The sequence below is a fragment of the Gardnerella vaginalis 1500E genome (assembly GCF_000263595.1).
In the GTDB taxonomy this organism is placed as follows: Bacteria; Actinomycetota; Actinomycetes; order Actinomycetales; family Bifidobacteriaceae; genus Bifidobacterium; species Bifidobacterium vaginale_E.
Map to the genome: position 1 here is coordinate 1 of NZ_ADES01000008.1, position 17,511 is coordinate 17,511.

Here is a 17,511-nt window from a genome sequence, read left to right on the forward strand (position 1 = left end):
CGTTTTGAGGCTCGTGTGAATATCGCCTCACTTCGCAAAATTAAAAAATTTTCAAATTTGCGAAGTGGAGTTTGCTTAGTTTAGCGAAATTGATTTTGCTCGGCGTTAAAGCGTGTAAACATGCTACGCCGAAACGAGTGGCGTGATGTTGCTGGTTCGATGTGGCATAAACTGCTTAGCTGTGAGTAGTTTATGTCGCCTACGTAAATATGTAATATTTTTATGCGAAAAATCAATAAAAACTAGCGCAATATACACAAAGCATGACACAATAGAAGGTAGTGTGTGTTTTCTGAAGGGAGCAGATCACGTGAGTGAGCGACAAGTCGTGCAGCGCTGGATGATTACAGTAGGTGGTGTTGAGCAGGCGCGCGTTGGAGCAGGTCAGTCGGTTGAGATTGGTCGAAAGCCTATACGCCCATTGCGTGAAGATGGATTTAAGCGCATTGACATAGTAGATAATAAGCGTTCTATGTCTAAGCGCCACGCGCTACTCATTGTTGATCCTAAAGGCGTGGCAACAATACGCGATTTACATTCAACAAACGGAACTTACTTAGTTGGCTCAAATGGTGATTTGTTGCGACTCGACCCAGATGTTGATTTCCAGCTTCCAGACAGTTTAATGCGAATGCAGTTTGGTGATGTTCCTGTTGATTTTGTGCGAGTAGAAGATGAAGTTCAGGAAGAAGAGACTAGTAATGTGCGTGACTTGTTCTCTTATGCCACTGATGATGAAAAGCATGAGGAGCCTGCCGCGTCTGGTTTGTCGGTAGATCAGATTCTTGATTTGCGCGCGGGCGAGCCGACTGGAATTTTCCACGCACAGTCAGTGTCGGAACCTGGATTGTCTTGGCAAAAAGGCAAATCTATTAAGGATGCGCTTGAGGGTAGTGCGTCGGTTGATGATGCGTCGGTTGATTCTGAACAGATTGATTCTGCGTCGGTTGATTCAGATCCTATCAATGCTGCGCCAATTAATCACGATGTAACAGTTCCTGTTGTTTTGGAGCAGCAGGAAGCGCCTGTTGAGCCGCGTAATTTGTTTGCGGATGCTCGAGCGGAAAGTGAAAATGCTCAAGCAGAGAGCGAAAATGCTCAAGTTGCGCAATCTCAAGCAGAACCGCTTAATGCAGAACCGCTTAATGTAGAGCCTCTTCAGGCAGAGCAATCTCAAGCAGAATCCGCTCAAGCTGAGTCCTATGAAGTCGAATCAGATAAAGTTGAATCAGCTGAAATCGACGCTTCTGAAACAGAACCAGCTGAAGTCGAGCCTTCCAAAACTGCGTCAAATCCATTAGAAGGTAATCGATATTACTTAACTCACGAAGACTCTAATAAAGCGTACGAAAATTACACAAATATAGGTCCTCTTGATTCGCGCTTTACAGCAACAAGTATTGATATTAGCGATATTAGTAGTATTGATTCCGACGCATCTTATACTCCTGCTTTTGAACCTGGATCCGTATTTGAGAAAGTATCAAAAGGTGAATTTGATGCTCAGCAAAATATTGTAGAAGCTGGCGGATTCACTTCTAAAGAAGCAGAAGAAAGTACAGATTTTTCAAAGCAATTTGAGATGGCTCAACATTCCGAATTGCTGCCATACTTAGCGTCAAATCCTGGATTGTACGACGACTTATACGCTTGGCTTGCAGCACAAGGCAATGCGGATGTAGATGCAGCACTTGCGCGTAACAGCGGTTATAGTGCATACCGTAAAGCTATTGAACAGTAAGTGAGTAGGTGGGAAAATGAGTGAGGCAAACAGCGAGCAGAATGGCGAGCAAAACGTTGAGCAAAGAAGTGAGCTGAACGTTGATCAAAATGTTGAGAACAGCGTTGATCAAAACAATTCACAAGTAAGTGCTCGAAGCAGCGCAATCAAAAATATTATTTCTTGGAAGCAGCAGTATCAGTCTCAGCTATCTCCTTCTCCGCTAGAAGATATTACGCAACTTGCAGCGCAATTAGAGCTTACTCACGCGCATCCTTCTGGAATAGCGCAACTTTTTGCAAGTGGAAAAGTAACGTTAAAAGCTTTATTCCGCGATGCTGGGATGTTGCGTGCTGCTGGGCGTAGATTGGATCGCGTTTTTGAGGATCGCGACGCAAAAGCGCATGAAAGCGGCGTATCTGAGCTTTCTTTGGTTGTTGGAGTTGCATCGTGGAATGGTAATCATGTTCCAGTTCTCACATATCCGGTGCATGTAGTTCGTGATACTAATCAAGACGAAACTGCAGCAACTATTTACTTCTCCGGTAGTGTTGGGCTAAACCATGCTCTTGTTCAGCGTTTGAGTGCTCGCGGAGTTGAGCTTCGCGAGGATGTGCTCTTTGACGGTTCTCAATACGAAAGCGGTACTCCAGAAACTTCTGTTGTTTTTGATGCCATTTGTAAAAAAGCACGCACTTCTTTCCCAGATTTCGACATTGAGCGAGATATTGTACTTGGATGCTTTACAGATGCAGGATCTCGTTTTGTGGCTGAAAGTGAGCAAATTCTTAACGCTTTACAGTCCGGCAATGTTGGCAATACGCTTATTGACGCTATGGCAGGAGATGAGCGTTCAATACAAGCGATTAGTGCTGATAATAAGCCGGAATATAGTCCTTTTGATGCAGATCCACATGGTGAGTGCGAAGTTGGAGATGTTGACAACACCGTTCGCTACGCTGCAGATCTTGTTTCTTCCGGAAACTCGTTATTCGTTAATATTGACTCCGGCTCGGATTCTGCCTCTATTGCTGCAGCAATCGCTTCGCGCTCGGTTCTTGCAGGGCGCTCAGTTTTGTATGTGCCAAATGTGATTGAACAACAGCGTAGATTCCGTTATACGCTTAATACGCATGAAATTTCTTCACTAGCATTAGACGTTGCAGATGGGCATATTGCTAAGCATGTTGATTCGCAGCTTATTTCTGCAGTTGGAGCGCGTCAAAGCGTTGCAACATCGCGTTTTGAGCAGGTTGCCGACGAATTAGTTGGTGTGCGCTCGCGTCTTACTCGCTATTTAGGTGACCTTCACGGAGTTAATGAAACTTGGGGAGTATCGGCGTATCAAACAATACAAAATCTTGCTGCAATTGCTATGCTGCCAACGCATCCTTCTACGCACGTGCGTTTAGACGTTGCTGCAGCTCATGCAATTACTGGTCAAATCGATACGTGGTTGCAAAAATTCCATCAAGCGGACGAGCTTGGTGAATTTAATATTAATCCTGAAGATACTCCTTGGTTTGGCGCTTCTATTTACGACGAAAACGAAGCCGTATCGGTGTATCAGCGAATAGTAGACGTGCTTCTTAAGCTACTTCCTGCTACTCGCGAGCAAGTTAAAAGCACTGTTCAAAGCTGCGGTTTCCCTGTTCCAACAACTGCTCGCGAATGGAGCAGACAAGTTACGGTTTTGAAGAATTTGCGACGCGTACTCGATGTGTTCCAACCTGAAATTTTTGAGCGCGATTTGGACGCAATGATTGAAGCTAGTAAGCCGAAAGCTGTTAGAAAAGCTGAAGGCACGATTATGGGCTTCTGGGAACGTCGCCGTCACGTGCGTGAAGCGCGTAGTTTGCTTAGAGTTGGAGCTAAGGTTGACGACTTGCATGAAGCTTTGAAGATTGTTTCTCAGCAGGCTGCTCAGTGGCGTACTTTTGTGCCTCACGGTGGATGGCCTGTTTTGCCGCCAAAATTAGACGAATTGGTAAATACTCAAGAAGTATTATCTAGGAATTTGGTGGCTCTTGATGCAGTATTATCTACAACTCGTCAAGGTGCAGATCTTGAAAATATTGAGTTTGCGCAGCTTGAGGCACGTTTGCAGGATTTGCATGACGATCGCGCATCTCTCGATACTCTTCCAGGTCGCTGCAAGTTGGAAAGTGAATTTAGCAAGGCTGGTTTGCTTGATTTAGTAAGCGATTTGCGTCATCGTCATGTTACAGGAGATGCTCTTGATGGCGAGTTACAGCTTGCTTGGTGGACTACAGTTTTTGAAGATATTGTTAATTCTTCTGCGATTATTTCGAATCAAGATGGTTCTGCTATGCAGGATGCTTCTGATCGTTTTGTACAAGTAGATACTGAGCATGTGCGTTCTATTGGACCGATGGTTCAGCAAGAAGCTATGAGGCATTTGTGCGAATTGCTGTTCTCGCATACTCAGGAAGCAAATCAACTGCACACTATGCTTGCAAGCAACCGTTCCGGAATAACATTTAATAAGCTTTTGCGCAATTATTCTGAGATTTTGCTTGCTGCAAAGCCAATCTTAGTGGCTATGCCATCAACGCTTACTATGATGACTCCGCTTGGTCCTATTGCAGACACTGTGATTATTGATTCTGCAGAGCATATATCAAATATTGAATTATTCTCTATTTTGGCTCGCGCTTCGCAAGTAGTTGTTCTTGCGCATAAGCAGACTGTAAGCTCTGAAAGTTTGCGTAAGCTTATTTCTATTCTGCCGTCTGTTACAGTTGTTTCTCGCGCTACAAGGCGTTCCTTGCGCTTGGCTCGATTCTTGGAAGAACACGGTTACGGAAAGTTGCGTCACGATGTTCCTATTGAACGCTTGCAAGGCAAGGTGCGTTTGCATCAAGTTGATGCTACTGGAGTTCCAGTGCTGTCTTCCGGACTGATTGAAAGCAGTCAGCGCGAAATTGACGAAGTAGTTGAGCTTATTCGTCAGCGCGCGAAGACTTTCACTGTTGTTCCTTCAAGCTACATGCTTGTGGTTGTGACTTTAACAAACGTATTCCGCAGTCGTTTGGGTGCAGAATTGAAGTCTTTGTCTATTAAAGACGAAAATATGGCTCGATTCTTGCGTCATGTGCGTTTAATGAGTGTTCACGAAGCTTCCGGAGCTATTGCTACGGATGTTATTCTGTCTCTGTGCTACGCAAAAACTTCTCACGGACGTTTGCTTCAGCAATTTGGTTTGCTGGAAGAAGAAGGCGGCAAGGGTATGCTTTTGGATGCGCTTGCTTTGGCTCGTAGGCATCTTGATATTGTTAGCGCATTTACTTCCAAAGATATGGATGATGAGCGTTTGCATCAGGATGGCCCAAAGTTGCTTAAGACTTTGTTGCAATGGGCTGAGCAGTTAAGCGATAAGCCTTTGCGTCCGGAAGATGCTCATGATGTTGAAGCGCAAGTTGCTGCTGAATCTGCTCAAAATAATGTGCTATTTACTGATTTAGCTGAGCGTATTCGTTCGCGCGGATTAAATGTAGCGGTTAATTATGGTTTCGATAACGGCGTTCGTATTCCGCTTGTTGTCGGTCTTGCAGATAAGCCATTTGCTTTGGCTGTGCTTACTGACGATGCTCAATTTATGAGTATTCAGTCCACTCGTGAACGTCATCGTATGATGATTCAAGATTTGGAAGCTCTTGGATGGTCTGTTATGACTGTTTGGAGCGTTGGTGCATTCGTTAATCCAGAAAAAGAAGTTGACCGCGTTGTTTCAAGGCTCGGCGAATTGTATGGTGACAACGAATGAGCGATTATGATCCTAATCGACGCTCTCCGCGCAAATCTGTAAGAGTAGTGCGTGAAGGCTCTGAGCTTTTTGATGCCGATGGCGTAAAACTAGAGCCTTCTGATGAACTTACGAAAGAGCAGCGTGCTTTGGACGACGATAATCGCATTTTAAGCGAGCTTCCTCCGCATTGGGCTGTGTTTTCTGAGCGAGGGCGAAACTAGTCGTTCGCTGGCTGGCCAATAAACTTATTAGTTTGCCTCGGCTGTCACGGCGTATAATAGGATATTTGAAGGAACAGTAAGTTTTTTGTCTTATATTTGTGAAACTTCGGAGGAACTTTTGCCTACTTATCATTACCGTTGTAAAGAATGCGGATACGATTTTTCTGAACATCAATCATTTTCGGATGAACCTATTACCATTTGCCCTCAGTGCGGCAAAAACGCTGTGCGCAAAGTGTATTCTGCTCCTCCAATCAATTTTAAAGGCAAAGGCTTTTACAGAACTGATAAGTAAATAAAAGCGCTTTATTTGCGTTTTACTTGCACTTTAGTTGCGCGTTGATAGGTTTTATCCACAACGCGCAATTTTTATTGCGTGACTATTTTGCTTACGTAAAAATGCATGTTATGAGTACAAATTTTTCTTTATTCTCGGGGTTTCAACGCTCCGACAGCTCTAGCGCATTGGTTAAGAGGCGCCAACACGATTTTGTGCGGAAAATTATTGTTATTTTATGCGCGGCAATTGTATCTTTGCTGGTTGTATCTACAATTATTGATTCTCAAGCTACGCAATTAATACCAGTTGCTGCTCATAATATTCATCAAGGAGATAAGATTAGCGAAACGGATGTTAATTACATTCGAGTTCCGCAACATTCTGTGTTTCGCTATGCGCTTGCTGGGCGTGTAAACTTGCGAAATCCGCTTATTGCAACTTGTGAAATCAAAATTGGTATGCCGATTTTGCAAAATGCTGTAAGTCATTTGCCGAATATTCCTGAAGGCTTTACTTCGATTTCAGTGCATTTATCTAGCGCAGATCACACGATAATACCTGGAGAAGAGGTAGATCTTGCTTTTAGTAAGCCGTTGCAAGACGAGGGCGAAAAGTCGGATGATTCTACAAAAAATGATGAAAATACGCAGGAAGCCGGCGGCTCTGCAAGTAAAAGTAGTAAAAGTAGTAGAAATAGCGAGAATGTCGAAAATAGTAAAAATAGCGAAAGTAGCGACGAAGAATCTGAAGAATCTGAAGAAACTGATATTACGCAGATTGATAGAAGGTATGTAGATGTTGTTAATCACGTTATTGTAATGCGAATAGCTAAAAGTCAACAATCTTCTCAAGATCAGCAGAATACTACGACTCTTGCCATGCCTGCTGCAGACGCTTTACGTTTGTTGCAAGCTCAGTCTGTGAATCCTTCACTTGCGATTGTTGCTATGAAGCACGTTAATAACCGTTAGTGCTAACACAGCATATTGTGTGAAGAAAGATGGCATATTCCCACATTTTGGCGACACGCCGACGCGTTTATATTGCTACACATCCTTAGACGTCTTTATATTAATAGATATGGGTTATGAATCGGTTAGCGCACTAATTGTGTTAATCATCCTCGTAGCCTTATGGTTCGGGTGGTTGCCTAAACGCACGGTTAATGGCATGAAGACCATGCTTGAGCATCGCGAGGATAGGTTTTCACCAACACTACATCTTGTAGGTGAGTGGAGTGCTGCACGCATTTGTGACGGCACAGGTATGTTGGCAAAAGGGGCTTGTATGCAACCGACTCAACGAAAACGAACATTAACTCCTGAACGTATTGCGCGTATTCGTGCTGCAAGACGAGCCGCTATTCGTCGCCGTTGCGTATTGGTTGGCGCTCTTGCTGTTTTAACAGTTCTTGTGTTTATAGTTGGGTGCTCTGGAGCGTTTTCGCCAGCTTTCGTGCTTATTCCAGGAGCTATGCTGACTGCAGTTCTTTATTTCGGTTCTCGTGCCGCTAAGCATGCTCGCGAATGGGAAGCTCGCGTAGCTAAGATGCGTGCTGGATCTTTGGAATCTGTAGATTTGGCGAATGATTCTTTGCGCAACAAGTCTTTGAATGGCGAATCTTTGAAACTTGAATCTTCAAAGGAACAATCTTTGAAGAGTGAACCTTCAGAATCAGTTGAGCAACATTCTTCTCGCGACGATACCGCAACTTCTGTTATGGAAAAGGGCGAAATTAAAGTCGCGTTAATGCGTGCTCAAGAGGAGTGTAATGCGGCTCTTCTTGCAAGAAGTGAAGCAACTGAAAATGCTGAAAACGTTGCTGAAGATATTGATGAAAAAGAGTACGAAGAAGACTTTAAAGAAGCTAATTTAGCTGTTAAAGAAGATTCTAAAGATTCCGCTGCTGTCAAAAATAATCAAGATTTGATTTCATTCTCTCTTGGAAGCGACGTCAAGTATGATTTGGGTAATTCTGTTGCTGCAGCAAAAGCTCCAGAAAGTTTGGAAATCAAGTCAACTAAGCAGGTTGCTAAAGCAATACCTGTGGTTAAGCCTGCTAAATCTAAAGCTACTAAATCTAAAGCTGCTAAAAGTGCGAAGACTTCTGAATCTAAGTATGCTAAAAATTTGCAAAAGTCAACTTCTTTGCAATTCCATGCAGAAGAGCAGAAAAGTCAAGTAGAAGCTCCGGCAAGTTCCGCAGACTCACTCGGAGTTGCAAATTTGCGCGAAGTTTTAGCTCGTCGCAATGCCTAATTTAAGAATTTTCTAAAAATTTTCTTAAAAGATTAGCACTCGAGTTGTTAGAGTGCTAATTTCGCGCTACTATGAAACACAGAACGTAAGTGCGATTGCAAACGTGATCGTCAGCCTCGTATGTAAAACGCTTGCGTACAAAGTTAGTATCTCTCTTAAGAAAGAGGTGGCGACAGTGTCGATTAAGCTCACACCGTTGGAAGATAAGATTATTGTAAAGCAGGCTCAGGCAGAAACTCAGACTGCTTCTGGCTTGTATATTCCAGATAATGCCAAGGAAAAGCCACAGCAGGGCGAAGTTCTTGCGGTTGGTCCTGGTCGTCGTGATGACAAGGGCGAGCGTATTCCTATGGACGTTAAGGTTGGAGACAAGGTTTTGTACTCCAAGTACGGTGGCACTGAAGTGCATTACGATGGCGAGGATTACTTAATCGTGTCTTCTCGCGACGTGCTTGCTATTCTTGGCTAGTCTTTAGCCGGTTGAAACAATAAAACCTACGCTGGAAATGATGCAAATGTCATTCCCAGCGTTTTTTATTGCTGCGCATAAGATGTGATGCGCTATTGCACAGTTAAGTCGTGCGTGGAGTATTATGGAGAAGTATGACATACAAACACCGTAACATTGTAGATACGATTCCTAGCTACAAACAGGGAAAACCAGCTCCTAAATTGGATGGCATTCGCGCGTATAAGATTTCCAGCAATGAGAACCCTTATGAGCCTTTAGAAAGTGTAAAAGAAGCTATTTCAACTCGCGCGCTTAATGTAATCAACCGTTACCCAAATATGCGCGGTACGCAAGTTGTTGAAGAGCTCGCTAAGCGTTTTGGCGTTACGCCAGACGAAGTGGTGCTTGGCTGCGGTTCGACGGAAGTTATTACGCAGCTTGTTGACTTTGTTGCAGGACCTGGTGATGAAGTTGTGTACCCTTGGCGAAGCTTTGAAGCGTATCCGATTATTGTCACTGGCGCTGGAGCTAAAAGCGTGCAAGTTCCTAATCGTGCCGATGGTTCTCACGACGTAGATGGAATTATTAACGCAATTAATGAGCGTACTCGCTTAGTTATTTTGAACAATCCTAATAACCCAACTTCTGCGTCTCTTAGCGAAACTGACGCGCGCAGAGTTTTGGACGCTGTTCCAAGCGATGTACTTGTGCTTATTGACGAAGCTTATGTGCAGTTCAATACCGCAAAAGGCACGGCAGATGGCATGAAGTTGTATCGTGAGTATCCAAATGTGGTTGTGGCACAAACCTTCTCGAAAGCGTATGGCTTAGCTGGTTTGCGTATTGGCTACGGTATTGCTCCTGCAGAGGTTGTAGAGGGCATGCGAAAGGTTGCTGTTCCGTTTGGAGTTTCTCAAATAGCACAGGTTGCAGCTTTGGCATCTTTGGAAGATTTAGCAGTTAAGGAGATGAATGAGCGCGTTGCAGCTCTTGTTTCTGAGCGCGAGCACATTATTTTGGCTTTGCGCAATCAAGGCTGGAATATTGAGGATGCGTATGCAAACTTCTTCTGGATGCCGTTTGGTGCAGATACTGAGCGTGTAACTGAGCGCTTCGTGGCAGTCGGGTTATCGGTTCGTGCTTTTGCTGGCGAAGGTATTCGTATTAGCATTGGTGAGCGCGAGGCGAATGATCGCGTTTTAACAGTTTGCGAAGATTTAAAAAAAGATGGTTTTTCGCTAAATAACTAGCTTTTTTGCATAAAATTTTGTTTTCGGCGTGTCTTAGACTTGCATTCGTCTTGCACTCGTGGCAAAATAGCAAAGTTGCCGTTTGAAGTTCACTTCTTACGACAGACTGCTGGCGGGTTTCCCAAGTGGTCAAAGGGAGCTGACTGTAAATCAGCCGCTTCGTGCTTCAGTGGTTCGAATCCACTACCCGCCACGCCTCGATAGCTCAGTGGTAGAGCACTTCCTTGGTAAGGAAGAGGTCGTGAGTCCGATTCTCACTCGAGGCTCTCTGGCGGGGTAGCTCAGCTGGCTAGAGCGTACGACTCATAATCGTAAGGTCAAGAGTTCGAGTCTCTTCCTCGCTACAACGGCCAGTAGGAGACTGGCTGGCCAACAATGAATTGTAGAGGTGAACGAAATGGCAAGCAAGAGCGCCGACATCCGTCCGGGCATCACAATGGCATGCACGGAGTGCAAGGAGCGTAACTACATCACGACGAAGAATCGTCGTAACACGCCTGATCGTCTTGAGTTGAACAAGTTCTGCCCACGCTGCGGCAAGCACACGCTTCATCGCGAGACTCGCTGAAAATATTCAGCTTGCTGCGTTAATATAGCGTCTTTTTAGACCTATTTAGATTGCGCAGATTTTATACTTATTACCCCGCTTTTTGCGGGGTTTTTGTTATTTAGTGTTGTTAAGATTAAAACTATGACTATGCAAGCATCATCTACTACGTCTACCGCAAATCCAACTTTCGCAGATATTACAACAATTGGTGTTGGCGGCAAAATTACTCGCTTCGTAGAGCCAAAAACGCGCGTTGCTGTTATTGAAGCCGTTGAAGATGCAGATGAGGCTAATCTTCCGCTATGTGTAATCGGCGGCGGATCTAATATGCTGGTTTCAGATCTTGACTTTAATGGTGTAGTTGTGCGCGATGCTCGTCGCGCTATTAACGTTCTCGATGAAGCAGCTCCAGCAGAAGATGGCGTTGACGCCAAAACTGGGGCAAATATTGTACATGTGAATGCAGAGGCTGGCTGCAATTGGGATGATTTTGTAAATTACGCTATTAATCTTGGTTTAGAGGGTGTAGAAGGCCTTTCTGGAATACCTGGCACTGTTGGGGCTTCTGTTGTACAAAATATTGGTGCGTATGGTCAGGAAGTTTCTCAAAGCGTTACTTCTGTAGAAGTTTGGGATCGCAAAAATAAAGTAACGCTTGAATTGTCAAAAGATCAGTTGCATTTTGGGTATCGTACTTCTGCTCTTAAACAAAGTATGTACGCTTCTGCAGGTGTTCCAGGCGATTCGTATTTTCCTACTCCTCGTTACGTTGTTCTTTCTGTTACTTTTTGTTTGAAGCATAGTGATACGGGCGTTGTTGCTCATTCGCAGTTGGCTCGTGCTTTGAAAGTTGAAGTAGGCGAGCGTATGAAAACTTCGGCAATTCGTCGCGAAGTTTTGCGTGTTAGAGCTTCTAAAGGCATGCTCGAAGATGCTTTGAGATACAAAAATCAGTGGATGTGTGGCACAAAAAGCGCTCAAGGCGTCGATATTGCTTTGAAATTACAAAGTGAAGATTATATTACCGGCGAATTTTTGCAGGGAGATAATCTTTACAGTGATCGTCATAGTTGTGGAAGTTTCTTTATGAATCCAGTAATGACAAAAGCTGAGGCTGATTTATTGCCGGAGGATGCTCCTCGTTTTGAAGCGCTTCTTCCGGACGGTTCTAAAGGTGTAAAAACTTCTGCGGCTTGGCTTATTGACCATGCTGGTTTCCATAAAGGATTTAGGCTTAGTGAGAATGGTGAAGTTTCTGCCGCAGGGCTTTCTTCCTTGCATACTTTAGCGTTGACTAATCGCAATAATGCTTCTTCTAACGACGTGCTTTCTTTAGCTAAAACTGTTATTGATGGTGTGCGTAATAAGTTTGGTGTGACGCTTATACCGGAACCTGTGCTTATAGGTCTTTCTGTAAACTAAAAATTTTACGCTTGTACATCTGTTTATACAGAAATATATAAAGCTATTTCGTAAAATTTCGTAAATAATAAAGAAACACACTGTAAAACTACCGTATAAGCAATGTTTTGTGTAATATTTACCTACATTATCTATATAAAGTTTTTGTTTAATCCCATTTATTGTGATTTGGCAGAATTTTATATAGATTAAGTCGCAACGGTTTCGCGCAATTCGTTGATGCGTTGCTACTTGCGTCTAATACCTTTATACCTATACATCAACGAAAGTGCGTTTATTATGCAAATATGGAGAAAGAAGTCTGTTGAACAGACTATCGCAGAGACAATGGATGGTGATCGCCATCTTAAACGTACGTTAAATGCGTGGGATCTGGCAGTTATGGGTGTTGCCGTTGCCGTTGGCGCCGGTATTTTCTCTGTTGGAGCTCAGGCTGCAGCATTTCATGCGGGCCCTGCTGTAATTATTAGCTTTATTATTGCAGGCGTTGTGTGCGGTTCTGCTGCAATGTGCTACGCAGAATTTGCTTCTATGATTCCTGTTGCTGGATCTGCTTATACATTCACATACACTACAGTAGGCGAACTTGTTGCTTGGATTATTGGCTGGGATATGATCCTGGAAATGCTGATGGCCGGCTCGGTAATCTCAAAGTATTGGGGTGTGTATCTTAACGATTTAATGAAGCTTTTCGGCTTGAATATGACCACCAACTTTAATATAGGCGGTTTTACTATTGATGTAGCTCCAATCATAATCGTTGCATTCTTTACAACTATGCTTGTTCTTGGAACTAAGCTTTCTGCACGCTTTGACGGCGCTTTAACAATCTTGAAGATTGGTATTGTTCTGTTCGTGGTAGTTGTTGGCTTCTTCTACATTAAGTCTTCTAACTTTACGCCATTTGTTCCACCAGCAACTAACGCTGCAAACGTAAAGGGATTGGAAGTTTCTGGTGTTATGAGCCAGCCTTTGTGGCAGTGGGTAACCGGTATGCAGCCAGCCGTTTATGGCGTTACTGGCATTCTTTCCGGCGCTGCTCTCGTGTTCTTCGCATTTATCGGTTTTGACGTTGTTGCAACCACGGCAGAAGAAACTAAGGATCCTCATAAGAACATTCCTCGAGGCATTGGTCTTGGTTTGCTCATTGTTACTACTCTTTACATCCTCGTTGCAGTTGTAACAACCGGTATGGTTTCCTACAAGGATTTGGCAAAGCAATCCGCTCCTTCGCTTTCTACAAGCTTCGAACTCGTGGGAGCTACTTGGGCTGCAAAGATTATTTCCCTCGGTATTGTTATTGGCTTAACAACCGTTGTGATGGTTCTTTTGCTCGGTCTTACGCGAATTATCTTCGCTGTTAGCCGCGATGGCCTGCTTCCACGTAGCTTCTCTAAGGTAAGTAAGCGTGGCATTCCTGCAAGGCTTCAGATTGTTTCCGGTGTTGTTGTGGCAGTCGTTGCTTCCACTCTCGATATTGGTATTCTTTCCGACATGGTTAATATTGGTACGCTTTCTGCATTCCTGCTTGTTTCTGCAGGCGTTCCGATTATGCGTATGCGCAGGCCAGATTTGCACCGTTCGTTCAGCGTTCCTGGCAATCCGTGGCTTCCAATGTTCGCAGCTCTTTCCACATTCTGGCTCATGCTCAACTTGTCTGTATTGACTTGGATTCGTTTTGCTGTGTGGCTGGCAATCGGTTTTGCTGTGTACTTCGGCTACTCTTACCGCAACTCTCTACTTGGAAGGCAGTTGCGTAAAGCCAAGAAGCTCGGTGTACCGGTTGAAACCTTGTTTGCTCAAGATGCTGCAGCTGCAGAAAAGGTAGCTGCAGGAGAAACTGAAGAGCAAGCTCGCGCAGAGGCTGAAGCTGAGGTAGCTGCTGCACCTCAGTGTGCATCTGAGTAGTTTGCAACTTAACAGTTTGCATCTTAGTAAAATAATCAAAATTAATAGATTATTTAAGTAGCAAGAAGTCGGCATACGGTTAGATTCGCATGCCGACTTTTTGTGTTATAGACTTTTCAAAAATGTTCTATAATAGAAAAGTTGCATAAAAACAGAAAGGAGGGCATTATGCCATATGTAATTGCAGAACCTTGCGTAGATGTAAAAGATAAAGCATGCGTAGACGAATGCCCTGTGGACTGTATTTATGAGGGAGATCGCACGCTTTATATTAACCCGAACGAGTGTGTTGATTGCGGAGCTTGTGAGCCAGCTTGTCCGGTAGAGGCTATTTTTTACGAGGATGATTTGCCAGAAGGCTGGGAATGGTATCGCGATGCTGCAGTTGATTATTTCGACAAGCTTGGAGATTTAGGCGGAGCTCAAGATGCTGGAGCTTCAGGATGGGACGAAGAGCATGTTGCAGCCTTGCCTTCGCGCGCGAATAAAGCAAGTAATTGATTATTTGCAAAGTATGTTTAATTAATATTTTTGTTGCGCGAGTTTATTTGTTGCGCGAGTTTATTTGTTGTGCGAGTTTATTTGTTGTGCGAGTTTATTTGTTGCGCGAGTTTACAATCCAATATGTGCTGCATCGTCGCCGTATTTTTTGCGAACGGCATCTAAAGCGTGCTCCGCATGACGTAATCTAGTATTTTTATTCATTGCAGATATGCTGTTTTGTGCAGGGTTTTTAGATTCGCGCGTATTTTCTTCCAGAATATCGTTTAATGAAGGCTGCAGCGAAACTTTATTTGCTGGCACAAGATTATTCGCTGTAATACCAGCTAAGCGAACCGGACTTAAAAGCTTTGTGTTGTTTCCTCCAAGAATGTAATTATGAACAGTTGGATTAGCTTTAGAAAGCAAGTCAATGGCGTGCTTGTAAAACTCGTGCGTTGAATCAGTGGCATTTTGCAAAGTAGAAGATCTAGTAACATAATGCAAGTCGCTAAATCGCAGTTTTAGCGTTATAGTTCGCGCCATAAGCTTACGATTTCGCAAATGCTGAGTTACTTCGCTGCAGCATTGTTGCAGTAATTGTTGAACAGTTTGCTCGCTAGTTGTATCTGAATCTAAAGTTCGTTCGGTGCCAATAGATTTTTCAGGCGCTCGCGGTATTACAGTGCGCTCGTCTATGCCCCTAACGGACTGATATATCATTCTTGCCATGCTTTGCGAGCCTGTTATGCGAGAAAGCGTTTTTTTATCAACATTTTTAAGTGATGCAACAGTAGATAATCCCCAGTCTTCAAGCTTATGTATTAAAGAAGGGCCGATTCCTGGTATTGCGCGCAAAGGCATTATTGACACAAAATCTTCATTACATTTTTGCGGAATAAGAAGCATGCCATTAGGTTTTGCGTTAGTTGAAGCCATTTTTGCAATAAGTTTATTGCTGGCAATGCCAACAGAGCATGTAATATGATATTTTTCAAATACTTCTTTTCGTATCCAAGCCCCAATATTTACAGGCGACTTCCACTGTAATAAAGCCGATTTAACGTTCATGTAGCATTCGTCAACAGAAACTTTTTCGACTTGATTAGTAACATGCAAAAAAATTTCTTCAAAAATACTTTTAGAAACGCTTGAATAGTAGGATATGTCAACTGGCAGGAAAACTCCCTGCGGGCAAAGACTTCTAGCCTTAACAACAGGAATTGCGGAATTAACACCATAAGCGCGAGCTTCGTAGCTTGCTGCAGAAACTACAGCACGATTTCCTGTGCCAATAATAAGCGGCTTTCCTTTAAGCTCCGGATGTCTTGCAACTTCTAAAGAAGCATAAAACGCGTCCATATCAACATGAAGTATGTTACAGCCGGAGGTATCGTGCCCCCAATCTCGTTTTGCTGCTTGTACTCTCGGTGCTGTACTCATAAATTTATAATAGAACAAACGTTCGATTTTATAGAAAAAAGTAATGTTTTTTGCAAAAAAGCGAATGTCGCCTATATATTAATGTAGGGTTGTTGCTATGAAGCAATTTGTCGTAAATGTATTACACCGCATGCCAGTACTGCTAATCATAGTTATTGAAGCTGCAATGGTGTATACGGCTACGTCTGTTGCAAAAGTTGCGTTTAGTCAGCTGGACCCGCTTTATGCTGTGTGGTATCGCGTTGGTTTTATGACTTTGATGTTACTGGCTTGGAGAAGACCATTTTCGCGCGCAAAACGTAGCTTGTTGCCAAAAACTTTGCGTGAATGGGCTATTGTTGTTGCGGTCGGAATTTCTCTAGTTGCTATGAATACCATGTTTTATGTGGCAATTAGCTGCATGCCTGTAGGTGTGGCTGTAACTATAGAATTTATTGGTCCGCTGCTTGTGGCTGTTATTACAGGTCATGAATGGCGTGAAAGAGCGGGTATGGTAATTGCTGTTTGCGGAATTGCTTTACTTGCAAGCGCTTCCATGCATAGTGCAGTAAGTCCGCATTTTCTAATAGGTTTATGCGCTATTATTGTTGGCGGCTTAATGTGGGGCGTGTATATTGTTTCCGGACGAAAAATTGCAAAAGCTTCGCATGCTATTGACCGCGTAAGTGTTGCGGCTCTTATTGGCTGGCTTTTGCAATCTACAGTTCTTGCTGTTCCTGCAGTTAAGAATGTTATTTGGCCTAAAGCAGAAGCTACGTGGGCTGCTAGGCCTGGGGGATCTTTTGCTTTGCTTGCATTGATGCTTGTGATTGCAGTATGCGCTTCATTCTTCCCGGCTTTGCTGGACCAGGTTTTACTTAAGCGCGTTAGCTCCGCAAAATATTCTGTTATGCAAGCACTGTATCCTGCAATTGCGGTTGTTATTGGAATGGGATTTGGTGAGATTCCAACTCTAACAGATGTTGCTGGTATAGCTTTGGTTATGTGTGCTGTGGTGGTTACGTTCTCTGGCGACCATAATCCTGTTTAGTGTTTTGATTGATTTTAAGTGTGTCGCGTCGGGCTTGTTTACAGTCCGTAAGAGGTGCTATAGTGTCAATCTGTTGCTAATTGTACGCAACAAATAATTGGAGTCATGCCTGAGTGGCCGATAGGGGCACCCTGCTAAGGTGTTAGTCGCGTAAGCGGCTCGAGAGTTCGAATCTCTCTGACTCCGCGGATTACTCCGGATTGCTTTTTGCAGTCCGGAGTTTTTGTTTTTTCGGCTAATTGGCAAAAAGTGTGTCTACTAGTCGGCGTGTCGCGCAAGAATGGCGGTTTTTCAAGGGTTCGCGGGCGGCGCGGGGGAGCTGCCGCGAGTTTCCTGAGAGTTTTCTGAGAAAAATCTTTGAAAATCGTGAAATAGTATTTTTTACGATTAAACAGTGTTATTTAGCGCATTTTTTATAGTTTTACTAGCTTTTACTGGAATATTTTCGCAGTTTTGTTGATATTTTCTGTGTCGGATGCCTGTTTTTGCTCTTGACTTTTTCGAACGGGGGGGGGGTATCTTAAATAGCAAGCGCCGGTCAGTCCTAGTTTGACAGGCGTGTGTAGCTCCGCTTGGAGCTGCATAGCAAATTTTTCTTCGTGTGCCTAGCACGAAGGAGAAGAAGAAAGGAAAATATTATGTTTAACAAGAAGGCTATCGCCGCAATCGCTGCTGGCGCCACCCTCGTTTCCGGTTTGGCTTTCGCTGCCCCAGCTTTCGCTGAAAAT

Annotated in this window: 14 protein-coding genes and 4 tRNA genes; 17 read left to right on the plus strand and 1 reads right to left on the minus strand. The window is 43.7% G+C overall.

What is annotated here, in order from left to right:
* Positions 1-310 precede the first annotated feature (310 nt).
* From CGSMWGV1500E_RS03585 to fdxA, 15 genes are all read left to right on the plus strand, one after another.
* Positions 311-1,741: an FHA domain-containing protein gene (locus tag CGSMWGV1500E_RS03585; RefSeq protein ID WP_004127722.1), complete on the plus strand. Its 1,431-nt coding sequence runs from the start codon at positions 311-313 to the stop codon at positions 1,739-1,741.
* A gap of 16 nt (positions 1,742-1,757) precedes the next feature.
* Positions 1,758-5,507 (plus strand): hypothetical protein, encoded by a 3,750-nt coding sequence (locus CGSMWGV1500E_RS03580; protein ID WP_004127725.1) that lies wholly within the window; start codon positions 1,758-1,760, stop codon positions 5,505-5,507.
* Complete coding sequence (locus tag CGSMWGV1500E_RS03575) at positions 5,504-5,710, plus strand: hypothetical protein (RefSeq protein WP_004127727.1); 207 nt, start codon at positions 5,504-5,506, stop codon at positions 5,708-5,710. The genes CGSMWGV1500E_RS03580 and CGSMWGV1500E_RS03575 overlap by 4 nt, the downstream gene beginning before the upstream one ends.
* Before the next feature lie 118 nt (positions 5,711-5,828).
* The gene (locus CGSMWGV1500E_RS03570) at positions 5,829-6,005 is read left to right on the plus strand and encodes an FmdB family zinc ribbon protein (protein ID WP_032843462.1); all 177 of its coding nucleotides are present in this window, start codon (positions 5,829-5,831) and stop codon (positions 6,003-6,005) included.
* A gap of 197 nt (positions 6,006-6,202) precedes the next feature.
* Positions 6,203-6,961: a hypothetical protein gene (locus CGSMWGV1500E_RS03565; RefSeq protein ID WP_004127744.1), complete on the plus strand. Its 759-nt coding sequence runs from the start codon at positions 6,203-6,205 to the stop codon at positions 6,959-6,961.
* A 316-nt stretch (positions 6,962-7,277) separates the two neighbouring features.
* Positions 7,278-8,249, plus strand: coding sequence for a hypothetical protein (locus CGSMWGV1500E_RS03560; protein ID WP_004127745.1), 972 nt, complete (start codon positions 7,278-7,280; stop codon positions 8,247-8,249).
* 175 nt (positions 8,250-8,424) lie between these two features.
* Complete coding sequence (gene groES, locus CGSMWGV1500E_RS03555) at positions 8,425-8,718, plus strand: co-chaperone GroES (RefSeq protein WP_004127748.1); 294 nt, start codon at positions 8,425-8,427, stop codon at positions 8,716-8,718.
* Positions 8,719-8,852: 134 nt separating this feature from the next.
* Positions 8,853-9,950, plus strand: coding sequence for a histidinol-phosphate transaminase (gene hisC / locus CGSMWGV1500E_RS03550; RefSeq protein ID WP_004127750.1), 1,098 nt, complete (start codon positions 8,853-8,855; stop codon positions 9,948-9,950).
* A 111-nt stretch (positions 9,951-10,061) separates the two neighbouring features.
* A tRNA-Tyr gene (locus CGSMWGV1500E_RS03545) sits at positions 10,062-10,143 on the plus strand.
* A 1-nt stretch (position 10,144) separates the two neighbouring features.
* A tRNA-Thr gene (locus CGSMWGV1500E_RS03540) sits at positions 10,145-10,216 on the plus strand.
* Positions 10,217-10,220: 4 nt separating this feature from the next.
* Positions 10,221-10,294 (plus strand) — tRNA-Met (locus tag CGSMWGV1500E_RS03535).
* A gap of 53 nt (positions 10,295-10,347) precedes the next feature.
* Complete coding sequence (gene rpmG, locus CGSMWGV1500E_RS03530; RefSeq protein ID WP_004105548.1) at positions 10,348-10,518, plus strand: 50S ribosomal protein L33; 171 nt, start codon at positions 10,348-10,350, stop codon at positions 10,516-10,518.
* A 123-nt stretch (positions 10,519-10,641) separates the two neighbouring features.
* The gene (locus CGSMWGV1500E_RS03525; RefSeq protein WP_004127752.1) at positions 10,642-11,922 is read left to right on the plus strand and encodes an FAD-binding protein; all 1,281 of its coding nucleotides are present in this window, start codon (positions 10,642-10,644) and stop codon (positions 11,920-11,922) included.
* 279 nt (positions 11,923-12,201) lie between these two features.
* The gene (locus CGSMWGV1500E_RS03520; RefSeq protein ID WP_004127759.1) at positions 12,202-13,830 is read left to right on the plus strand and encodes an APC family permease; all 1,629 of its coding nucleotides are present in this window, start codon (positions 12,202-12,204) and stop codon (positions 13,828-13,830) included.
* 168 nt (positions 13,831-13,998) lie between these two features.
* Positions 13,999-14,331 carry a ferredoxin gene (gene fdxA / locus CGSMWGV1500E_RS03515; RefSeq protein ID WP_004127762.1) on the plus strand — a complete coding sequence of 111 codons (333 nt, stop codon included), beginning with the start codon at positions 13,999-14,001 and terminating at the stop codon, positions 14,329-14,331.
* Positions 14,332-14,442: 111 nt separating this feature from the next.
* Here fdxA and dinB read toward each other — a convergent pair whose 3' ends face one another.
* Positions 14,443-15,753, minus strand: coding sequence for a DNA polymerase IV (gene dinB, locus CGSMWGV1500E_RS03510; protein ID WP_032843461.1), 1,311 nt, complete (start codon positions 15,751-15,753; stop codon positions 14,443-14,445).
* A 97-nt stretch (positions 15,754-15,850) separates the two neighbouring features.
* Between dinB and CGSMWGV1500E_RS03505 the strand changes: the two genes are divergently transcribed.
* Positions 15,851-16,783, plus strand: a complete 933-nt coding sequence (locus CGSMWGV1500E_RS03505) for an EamA family transporter (RefSeq protein ID WP_004127765.1) — start codon at positions 15,851-15,853, stop codon at positions 16,781-16,783.
* Positions 16,784-16,882: 99 nt separating this feature from the next.
* Positions 16,883-16,969 (plus strand) — tRNA-Ser (locus CGSMWGV1500E_RS03500).
* The last annotated feature ends 542 nt before the right edge of the window (positions 16,970-17,511 follow it).

What these genes read in the sequence shown, in the direction of transcription:
- CGSMWGV1500E_RS03580 (WP_004127725.1), top strand. Translation starts at nt 1,758, where the DNA reads ATGAGTGAGGCAAACAGCGAGCAGAATGGCGAGCAAAACGTTGAGCAA.
- CGSMWGV1500E_RS03575 (WP_004127727.1), top strand. Translation starts at nt 5,504, where the DNA reads ATGAGCGATTATGATCCTAATCGACGCTCTCCGCGCAAATCTGTAAGA.
- CGSMWGV1500E_RS03560 (WP_004127745.1), top strand. Translation starts at nt 7,278, where the DNA reads ATGCAACCGACTCAACGAAAACGAACATTAACTCCTGAACGTATTGCG.
- hisC (WP_004127750.1), top strand. Translation starts at nt 8,853, where the DNA reads ATGACATACAAACACCGTAACATTGTAGATACGATTCCTAGCTACAAA.
- rpmG (WP_004105548.1), top strand. Translation starts at nt 10,348, where the DNA reads ATGGCAAGCAAGAGCGCCGACATCCGTCCGGGCATCACAATGGCATGC.
- CGSMWGV1500E_RS03525 (WP_004127752.1), top strand. Translation starts at nt 10,642, where the DNA reads ATGACTATGCAAGCATCATCTACTACGTCTACCGCAAATCCAACTTTC.
- CGSMWGV1500E_RS03520 (WP_004127759.1), top strand. Translation starts at nt 12,202, where the DNA reads ATGCAAATATGGAGAAAGAAGTCTGTTGAACAGACTATCGCAGAGACA.
- fdxA (WP_004127762.1), top strand. Translation starts at nt 13,999, where the DNA reads ATGCCATATGTAATTGCAGAACCTTGCGTAGATGTAAAAGATAAAGCA.
- dinB (WP_032843461.1), bottom strand. Translation starts at nt 15,753, where the DNA reads ATGAGTACAGCACCGAGAGTACAAGCAGCAAAACGAGATTGGGGGCAC.
- CGSMWGV1500E_RS03505 (WP_004127765.1), top strand. Translation starts at nt 15,851, where the DNA reads ATGAAGCAATTTGTCGTAAATGTATTACACCGCATGCCAGTACTGCTA.